Annotated in this window: 1 pseudogene; it reads right to left on the bottom strand. The window is 63.8% G+C overall.

Going from position 1 to position 1126, the window contains the following annotated elements:
• Positions 1 to 119: 119 nt before the first annotated feature.
• Positions 120 to 1022 (bottom strand): annotated as a pseudogene (locus ACLJQZ_RS48510) (IS3 family transposase); the annotation flags it as partial.
• Between the last annotated feature and the right edge of the window lie 104 nt (positions 1023 to 1126).

The following is a 1126-nucleotide window of genomic DNA, read 5'->3' as shown; positions in this document are numbered from 1 at the left end:
AGCACGATCCGGGCCCGCGTCGCGACCGTCCCCGCCACATCCGGGCTGTACACCAAGGCCTGCAACTCGCCGCGCTGCCCCGTCGTCAACTCCACCAAGCCAGCCAACACCATGCCCCGTCAACCCAACGTAAACCAAACAGCATCACGAGACACTAGCTCGTACAGGGTCTCGAACTCGGTCGGTGGCCGGTAGCCACAGGCCTCGTGTAGTCGCCGATCGTTGTACCACTCAACCCACGCGGCGGTAGCGATCCTGACGTCGTTCCTATTATGCCACGGCCCTCGCGGTTTGATCAACTCCGTTTTGTACAAACCGATGGTCGATTCTGCGAGCGCGTTGTCGTAGGCGTCGCCGACGGTACCGATCGACGCGTCGATACCGGAGTCGATGAGATGCTGGGTGAACCGGAAAGACGTGTATTGACTGCCCGCGTCGGAATGGTGGATGAGCTTGTCCTCGCCGTCGCGTCGATAGTCGCGGATATGGAGTCCCGCGTCGATGGCGTCGAGGACCAGGTCGGTCTCCTTGGACATGCTCGCCTGCCAGCCGACGATCTTGCGGGAGAACACGTCGATGGCGAAGGCGACGTAGACGGTCCCGGCCCAGGTGGCGACATAGGTGAAATCCGCGACCCGCAACCGGTTCGGCGCACCCGCTGCGAACTGGCGTTTCACCAGGTCCGTAGCGCGTATGCCGTCCTTGTCGGAGATGGTCGTACGCGCCGTCCGCCCGCGCACCGCCCCGGCCAGGCCCAGCCGGCGCATCAGTCGTTCCACCCGGCCCCAGCCCACCGTGATACCGTCCCGCCGCAGGTGGTGCCAGACTTTCCGGGCACCATAAACGCAATAGTTATCCTCGTACACACGCTGAATCTCTATCATCAATTCCTGGTCCCGGGCCTCCCGCGCCGATATCGGCCGCGAGCGGGCGGCATAGTAGGTGGATGGGGCGATCTTCACACCGAACTCGGTCAGCACGGCACAGATCGGCTCGACCCCGAACCGGTCCTTATGTTCCGCGAGGAACGTTACGAGCGTGGCAGTCGAGGGTCGAGCTCCCTGATGCTCCTATGTCAAGCGGCCTGCGGCAGCGATCCCGATTCGGTTGCTGCGGGCTGCTCGCC

It is taken from the genome of Amycolatopsis sp. cmx-8-4 (genome assembly GCF_046548675.1).
GTDB lineage: Bacteria > Actinomycetota > Actinomycetes > Mycobacteriales > Pseudonocardiaceae > Amycolatopsis.
The sequence above is the reverse complement of the archived record's forward strand: the minus strand, read 5'-3'. Positions and strand labels throughout refer to the sequence as shown.